Origin of the sequence: Salinispora cortesiana, assembly GCF_000484695.1 — a bacterium.
Lineage (GTDB): Bacteria > Actinomycetota > Actinomycetes > Mycobacteriales > Micromonosporaceae > Micromonospora > Micromonospora cortesiana.
Map to the genome: position 1 here is coordinate 23,365 of NZ_AXVR01000052.1, position 7,255 is coordinate 30,619.

Sequence of the window (7,255 nt, forward strand, 5' to 3'; positions counted from 1 at the left end):
CGGTGTCCTCATGTTCGTCTCGCTTGCGCCGACCGCCGGCCCGGTCCGGCCGGACGGTAATGCCTAGTTCTGGGCCAGCAGGTCGCCCACGTAGCGTGCCACGGCCCGAACCGTGGCGATGGTGCTGGGATAGTCCATCCGAGTCGGCCCGACCACTCCGAGACCACCCAGGATGGTCACCCCTGGTCCGTAACCGGTGCTCACCACGGAGGTGGCGCGGAGATTGTCGATTTCGTTCTCGTCGCCGATCCGGACGCGCATCGCGCTCGGCTCGACCTCCCCGATGAGCTTGAGCAGGACCACCTCCTCCTCCAGCGCCTCCAGGATGGGGCGCAACGACCCCTGGAAGTCGAGCAGGCCGCCACGGGTGAGATTGGCGGTGCCGGCGAGGGCGATGCGCTCCTCGTGCCGTTCGACCAGCGTCTCCAGTAGGACGGTGGAGAGGGTGACCATGGCCGGTCGCAGCGCCCCGCTCACCTCGTCAACCAACGCCTGCACCAGCGGCGGTGTGTCGGCGAGCCGGGTACCGACCAGCTTCTCGTTGACCAGCTGACGCAGATCGATCACGTCGTCTGGGGGGATCGGCCCGGGTAGCTCGACGAGCCGCTGCTCGACCCGACCGGTGTCGGCGATCATGACAAGCATCAGCCGGGTGGTGGAGATCGGCACCAGCTCCAGGTGCCGAACCGAGGACCGGGCCAGCGACGGGTACTGCACGACGGCGACCTGCCGGGTCAGTTGGGCCAGCAGCCGGACCGTGCGGTGCACCACGTCGTCGAGGTCGACCGCGCCGACCAGGAAGCGCTCGATTGCCCGGCGTTCGGCCGGAGTAAGCGGCTTCACCCGGGACAGCCGGTCCACGAAGAGCCGATAGCCACGGTCGGTGGGCACCCGGCCCGCGCTGGTGTGCGGCTGCCGAATGTAGCCCTCTTCCTCCAGCACCGCCATGTCGTTGCGGACGGTCGCTGGGGAGACCCCGAGTTGGTGGCGCTCGACCAGCATCTTGCTGCCGACGGGCTCCTGCGTGGCGACGTAGTCCTCGACGATCGCGCGCAACACCCTGAGTTTGCGGTCGTCGAGACCCATCCTTCCCCCCCCTCCTCCCACAGCGCGTCGGCCATCGAGGCGCTTCCTGGCACTCGACTCTAGCGAGTGCCAGTCTACGTCGGCACGCCCGCCAACGCGATGATCAACAAAGATCGACTGCCATCATCGAATAACGGCGCTGGACCTGCCGCCCGGCCCGGCGGTGCCGGCATAGAGTGATCATCCGGACAACCAGGGCGGTGGCCTAGCGGGCTCGTTGTCCGTTGCGCCTACGGTGACCCCATGACGGAACCACCTCGCCCTCCCACCGGCGGAGAGCCGGGGCCACCCGGCCCGGGCCCCGACGACCCCACCACCCCGCTGTCCGGGACACCTGGCCCGGGTAGCTTTCCACCGCCGGGCAACTACCCATCCCCCGGCGGTATGCCACCGCCCGGCGGCGGGTACGGCCCGCCCGGCAACTACCCACCCGGCGGGTACGGCCCGCCCGGTGGTTACGGGAACCGCGAGGACCGGAACTGGGTCCTCGTCGCGCACCTCGGCGGCGCAATCGGCGCACTGATCAGCTCTGGTGTGCTCGGGTTCATCGCCCCGCTGGTCGCCTACCTGGCCCGCGGGAACCAGTCACCGACCGTCCGCGCGCACGCCCAAGCGGCGCTCAACTTCCAGATCACCTGGTCCCTCATCGCCTTCGTCCTGCTCTTCGTGGGCTGGTGCCTGCTCTTCCTGCCGAACATCGCTGTCGTGGTGATCCAGATCGTGTTCGGCATCATCGCCGCCCTGCGGGCGAATGAAGGCCGGCAGTTCCGCTACCCGATGTCGGCCCGCCTCATCAAGTGACGCCCGACTGGCCGGATCCCGACCGACCGGGTTCCGGCCGGTCGGCTCCGCTGCTGCCAGGTCCCATCGCCGGCGCGGTCCACGCCGGTACCGACCAGTCCGTCCAAACTGCCCAGCCGGACCGGATCGATCGAAAGTACGGGTGGTTCATGGCCACCGGCTGGCGCGGACCGGAAGTCGTCGATCAGCCGAGCAGGTCCCGCACCACCGCGTCCGCGAGCAGCCGACCGCGCAGCGTCAACACCGCCCGACCGTCGCCGTACGCGGCCTCGGCCAACAGACCGGCCGCCCGCGCCCGATCGGCACCGACGCGACCGGCGGGATCCAACACGTCCAGTGGCAGGCCCGCAGCGAGCCGGAGCCGCAGCATGACGTCCTCCAGGTGCGCCTCGTCGGCGGTCAGCACCTCCCGGGCCAAGCCCGGCGACGCCCCCGCCGCGAGCCGTTGCGCGTAAGCCGTGGGGTGCTTGACGTTCCACCAGCGCACCCCGCCGACATGGCTGTGTGCCCCCGGGCCGAGGCCCCACCAGTCGCCGCCGGTCCAGTACAAGAGGTTGTGCCGGCACCGGGCAGCCGGTGTCCGCGCCCAGTTGGAGACCTCGTACCAGGAGAACCCGGCCGCGTCGAGGGCCGCCTCCGCCGCCAGGTAACGGTCCGCAGCGACGTCGTCGGAGGGCTGCGCCAACTCACCCCGCCGCACCTGGGCGGCGAGCCGGGTCCCCTCCTCCACGATCAGGGAGTACGCGCTGACATGGTCCACCCCCGCGGCGACCACCTCGTCGAGCGAGGCGGCGAAGTCGGCCGCACTCTCCCCCGGCGTCCCATAGATCAGGTCCAGGTTGACGTGCTCGAACCCGGCCTCCCGGGCCTCCCGGGCGGCGGCGACCGCCCGCCCGGCGCTGTGCCGCCGGTCCAGGATCGCGAGCACTCCGGGCGACGCGGACTGCATGCCCAGGGAAATCCTCGTGTAGCCGGCGGCCCGCAGCGCGGCGAGGGATCGCGGGGTGACCGACTCCGGGTTGGCCTCCGTGGTGACCTCCGCGTCGGCGGCCAGTCCCCAGGTCCGGTCGATGGCCTCGAGGATTCGCGCGAGGTCCGCGGCGGGCAGCAGGGTGGGGGTACCACCGCCGACGAAGACCGTGTCGACCCGGGGCGGGCGGTGCTCGCGCAGCACCCGGGCCGCCACCGCGAGTTCGGCGAGTACGGTGTCGGCGTACTCCTCCCGACTGGCACCACCACCCAGCTCAGTCGCGGTGTAGGTGTTGAAGTCGCAGTACCCGCACCGGCTGGCGCAGAAGGGGACGTGTACGTACACGCCGAATCCCCGCGTTCCCACCGAGGTCAGGGCGGTTGTGGGCAGCGATCCATCCACCGGGATGGTCTCGCCTGCTGGTAGGAGACCGGGCATGGCCACTAGTGTGCCCGGCATGACCTCTCCCGACGCGCTGGTGCGAACTGTCACGGCCGGCGGGGTGACCACCCTCACCCTGGACAGCCCGCACAACCGCAACGCGCTCTCCACGCCGCTGATGACCCAGCTGCTCGACCAACTCGCCGCGGCGGTCGCCGACGACACCGTACGCGCGGTCGTGCTGGACCACTCCGGACCGGTCTTCTGCTCCGGTGCCGACCTGAAGGAGACCGCCGCCGCGTACGCCAGCGGAACGGTGCCGGCCGGGATGCTCGGTGACGTGCTCGCGGCCGTCTGGGAGTGCCCGAAGCCGGTGGTGGCGCGGGTGGCGGGACCGGCACGGGCGGGCGGACTGGGCCTGATCGCCGCGGCCGACCTGGCGGTCTGCGCCCAGCAGGCGACGTTTGCCTTCACCGAGGTACGGATCGGGGTCATCCCAGCGGTAATCTCGGCGACGGTGCTGCCCCGGCTGCGGCCCCGCGCTGCGGCCGAGCTGTACCTGACCGGGGACACCTTCGACGGGCAGCGGGCCGCCGACGTCGGGCTGGTCACCACGGCGGTGCCGCTGGCGGAGCTGGACGCCGTCGTGGCCCGCTACTGCGACTCGCTGGTTCGGGGCGCACCCGGCGCGCTGGCCGGGGCCAAACAGCTGCTCCGCCGCCCCACCACCGCCGAGCTGCGGGGCGAACTGACCGAGCTGGCCACCCTCTCCACCGGCTACTTCCTCTCCGGGGAGGGCCGGGAGGGCGTGACCGCGTTCCGGGAGAAGCGGCCAGCAAGCTGGGTACCCGGCGAGTAGCCCGGGTTTCTGGCCGATGCGGCACGGGCAGTGGCCCGGGTTTCTGGCCGGCTCGGCACGGGAAGTCGCGGGCGCCCACCGCCGCCCCGACCGACCGGTAGCCGAACCGACCGAACGCCCGGGCAGCACCGCCCCGGCTGGCCGGCGGCTCACCGGGTACACGGGGCTTACGCTTGTCGGACTCGTCGAAACAGGGGGTGCAGGTGCGGACTCGGGCAGTCGTAGCGACTGGCATCGTTATCGCGCTCGTCGCCATGGTCGGGCTCTTCGTCGCCTTCCGGCACATCGCGGATGGGCTTCGGTTCCCGTTCGCCGGGCGGAGCTGCACTGTGCAGGCAGACGGCCAGGTGGAGCTGGATGCCGGCCAGATGGCCAACGCGGCGACGATCGCGGCCATCGGGGCGCAGCGCGGCATGCCGGAACGGGCGGTCGTGGTGGCGCTGGCGACCGCGTACCAGGAGTCGGGGCTGCGCAACCTGGCCGGCGGCGACCGGGACTCGGTGGGCCTGTTCCAGCAACGGCCCAGCCAGGGCTGGGGCTCGCCAGCCCAGATCCGGGACCCGCGGTACGCGACGAACACCTTCTACGACGCGCTGGCGAAGGTACGCGACTGGGAAGAGATGCGGGTCACCGACGCCGCCCAGACGGTGCAGCGCTCGGCCTTCCCGGAGGCGTACCAGAAGTGGGCCGACGAGTCGGAGGTGCTGAGCCGGGCCCTGCTCGGTCAGGCCAGCGGAGCGGTGGCCTGCGCCGTCAACGACGATCCGCAGCACCGCGGAGCCGCGGCGACCGCGGCGCTGGCCCAGGGGCTCACCCTGGACTGGGGGATCGCCCCTGACGCCGCGGCGGCCGGCCCGACCCGGCTGACCGTGACCGTGGACGACGAGCAGGGCGGCTGGCGGTACGCGCACTGGCTGGTGTCACACGCCCAGGACAACGGGGTCCAACTAGTCCACTTCCAAGGGCTACGGTGGACCGCGGAGGAGGGCGTCTGGGCCCCGGTAGCCGGCAAGCAGAGCCCCACCCGGGTGGTCGCCGAGGTCCTCGACGCCTCCTGAGAGTCGACCGGTTGGCGAAGTCAGCGCGGCCGAGCTGAGTCAACGCGGCCGAGCTGGCTCGAGCAGCCCAGGGCTCTGGCTGCCCTGGCTCGAGCAGCCAGAGCAGCCACCGCCAGCGGTCAGCCCTTGACCGCACCGGCGACCAGGCCAGCGACCATCCGGCGCTGCACCAGCAGAAAGAAGAGCAGCACCGGCAGGGTGAAGAGTGTGGAGGCGGCCATCACCGCCCCCCAGGCGGTGTCATCCCGGCCGAAGAAGAACGTCATCGCCACCGGCAACGTGTACCGACTCTGGTCGTTGATGAACGTCAACGCAAAGATCAGCTCATTCCAGGCGGTGATGAAGGAGAAGATGCTGGTGGCCACCAGGCCGGGGGCGACCAGCGGGAAGAGGATCCGTCGAAAGGTCTGCGCCCGGCTGGCCCCGTCGATGGCGGCGGCCTCCTCCAACTCTTTCGGCACCGCCGCGACGAAGCCGCGCAGCATCCAGATCGCGAACGGCAGTGAGAACGCCAGGTACGTGAGAATCAGGCTGGGCAGCGTGTTGTAGAGCCCAAGCCGCTGGATCATCAGGAACAACGGAATGACCAGCGCCTCCAACGGGACCATCTGCACCACCAGCAGCATGATCAGGAAACTGGTACGCAGCGGGAAGCGGAACCGAGCGACCGCGGTCGCGGCCAACAACGCCACCAACCCGCTGAGCACCACGGTCGCCCCCGTGACCAGGAGACTGTTGAGAAGGAAGTCGGCGAAGGTCACGCCCGGAATCAGGTTCCCGGCGAGGAGTTCCCGATAGTGCTCCAGCGTCGGCTCAGCGGGAACCGGCCGGGGGGTGCTGGCGAAGATCTCCGAACTCGGCTTCAGCGAGGTGGCGACCATCCAGTAGACGGGAAAAACGGCGAAGAGCGCCACCAGCAGGGCAGCGCAGTTGCGGGCGAACCGCTTCACGCGTACTCCTCCTGGTTGAGCACCATCCGGACGTACAGCCCGGTGACCAGCAGCAGGATCAGGGTGAGGAGCACCGCGATCGCCGCCCCGATCCCGTACTTGGGCGGCGGCGAGAACGCCTCCGCGTACGAGTAGATCGCCAGCATGAATGTTGGCCGGTCCTGGGTGCCACCGGCGAGCACGAACTGTTGGGTGAAGACCTTGAAGTCCCAGATCGTGGAGAGCACGACCAGAATCCCGAAGACCGGCCGCAGCAACGGAAAGGTGATCTTCCAGAAGACCTTCCACGGCCCGGCCCCGTCCACCCGAGCCGCCTCGTGCAGTTCGCCCGGCACACTCTTGAGCCCGGCCAGCACGCTGACCGCGACGAACGGGAACGACTGCCAGACCACCACCAGGGTGAGGATCGAGAAGAAGAGCAGCGGAGAGTTGAACCAGCCGTAGCCGGTCCAGTCGCTGCGCCTAAAAACGGCCTGGGAAAGCCCGTCCGGCAACACGTTGAACAGCCAGGTAACCAGCCCGCTGGTGTCGTCGAAGATCCACTTCCAGACAATGGTGCCGGTCAGCGCCGGGGTTGCCCACGCCAACAGCACGCAGCTCGCTACAAAGGCCGCCATCCGCTTACCGAGCCGGTTCAACAGCAGACCCACCAGAGTGCCCAGAATCATCGCCAGCACCACGTTCGCGGTGGCGAAGAGCACCGTGTTCCGCAACACCGTGCGGAAGAACGGATCGCCGAGGACCTGGGCGTAATTGTCGAAGCCCACCCACGGCCACTCCCGGTCCCCGCGGAGCTGGCGCACGTTGTCCAGCACGGCCCCGGCGTTGTTCTTTTACGTCCGCTTTGATCATGGTTTGTTAGATGCCGTAGACGGCGAAGGTGTCGGTGCGGTCGTGTAGGTCGCGGCGGGCGTGGGCGATGTTGGCGCGTCCGGCGAGGCGGAAGGTGTTGAGGGCCAGGTTGCGGAAGGCTGCCATGTTCCGTGGGGCGGTGCCGGTCCTGAGTTGGGAGGTGTCCTCGTGGAAGGTCACATCCCGGGTCCAATGAAGGCTGTTCTCTACGGTCCAGTGACCTCTGGCGTAGTGGTTGAGGTGTTCCGGGCCGGCCTGTCCGGCGTCGAGACTGACGATGCCGTGGATGATCTCTTTA

The 7,255-nt window shown here is 69.7% G+C and carries 8 protein-coding genes; 3 read left to right on the forward strand and 5 right to left on the reverse strand.

The window, feature by feature from the left end; translation table 11 throughout:
- Nucleotides 1-63: 63 nt before the first annotated feature.
- The gene (hrcA, locus tag K228_RS0119400) at nucleotides 64-1,086 is read right to left on the reverse strand and encodes a heat-inducible transcriptional repressor HrcA (RefSeq protein ID WP_025619937.1); all 1,023 of its coding nucleotides are present in this window, start codon (nucleotides 1,084-1,086) and stop codon (nucleotides 64-66) included.
- Between the two features lie 243 nt (nucleotides 1,087-1,329).
- On the opposite strand from hrcA, the gene K228_RS27500 reads away from it, so the two are divergent.
- A complete protein-coding gene (locus K228_RS27500) occupies nucleotides 1,330-1,887 on the forward strand; it encodes a DUF4870 domain-containing protein (RefSeq protein WP_188116222.1) in 558 nt (185 codons plus the stop codon).
- 184 nt (nucleotides 1,888-2,071) lie between these two features.
- Here K228_RS27500 and hemW read toward each other — a convergent pair whose 3' ends face one another.
- Nucleotides 2,072-3,295, reverse strand: a complete 1,224-nt coding sequence (gene hemW / locus K228_RS0119410; protein WP_188116223.1) for a radical SAM family heme chaperone HemW — start codon at nucleotides 3,293-3,295, stop codon at nucleotides 2,072-2,074.
- A 19-nt stretch (nucleotides 3,296-3,314) separates the two neighbouring features.
- Here hemW and K228_RS0119415 point away from each other — a divergent pair, with 19 nt between their 5' ends.
- Both K228_RS0119415 and K228_RS0119420 read left to right on the forward strand, forming a co-directional pair.
- Complete coding sequence (locus tag K228_RS0119415) at nucleotides 3,315-4,097, forward strand: enoyl-CoA hydratase-related protein (protein ID WP_025619939.1); 783 nt, start codon at nucleotides 3,315-3,317, stop codon at nucleotides 4,095-4,097.
- Between the two features lie 197 nt (nucleotides 4,098-4,294).
- Nucleotides 4,295-5,155, forward strand: coding sequence for a hypothetical protein (locus K228_RS0119420; RefSeq protein ID WP_025619940.1), 861 nt, complete (start codon nucleotides 4,295-4,297; stop codon nucleotides 5,153-5,155).
- Between the two features lie 119 nt (nucleotides 5,156-5,274).
- On the opposite strand, the gene K228_RS0119425 is transcribed toward K228_RS0119420, so the two are convergent.
- The 3 genes from K228_RS0119425 to K228_RS0119435 form a co-directional block, all read right to left on the reverse strand.
- Nucleotides 5,275-6,105 carry a carbohydrate ABC transporter permease gene (locus K228_RS0119425; RefSeq protein ID WP_025619941.1) on the reverse strand — a complete coding sequence of 277 codons (831 nt, stop codon included), beginning with the start codon at nucleotides 6,103-6,105 and terminating at the stop codon, nucleotides 5,275-5,277.
- Nucleotides 6,102-6,920 (reverse strand): carbohydrate ABC transporter permease, encoded by an 819-nt coding sequence (locus K228_RS0119430; protein ID WP_025619942.1) that lies wholly within the window; start codon nucleotides 6,918-6,920, stop codon nucleotides 6,102-6,104. Before K228_RS0119430 ends, K228_RS0119425 begins: the two co-directional genes overlap by 4 nt.
- A 43-nt stretch (nucleotides 6,921-6,963) precedes the next feature.
- Nucleotides 6,964-7,255, reverse strand: a 292-nt coding sequence (locus tag K228_RS0119435) for an ISAs1 family transposase (RefSeq protein ID WP_029723785.1), incomplete at its 5' end; no start/stop codon positions are given.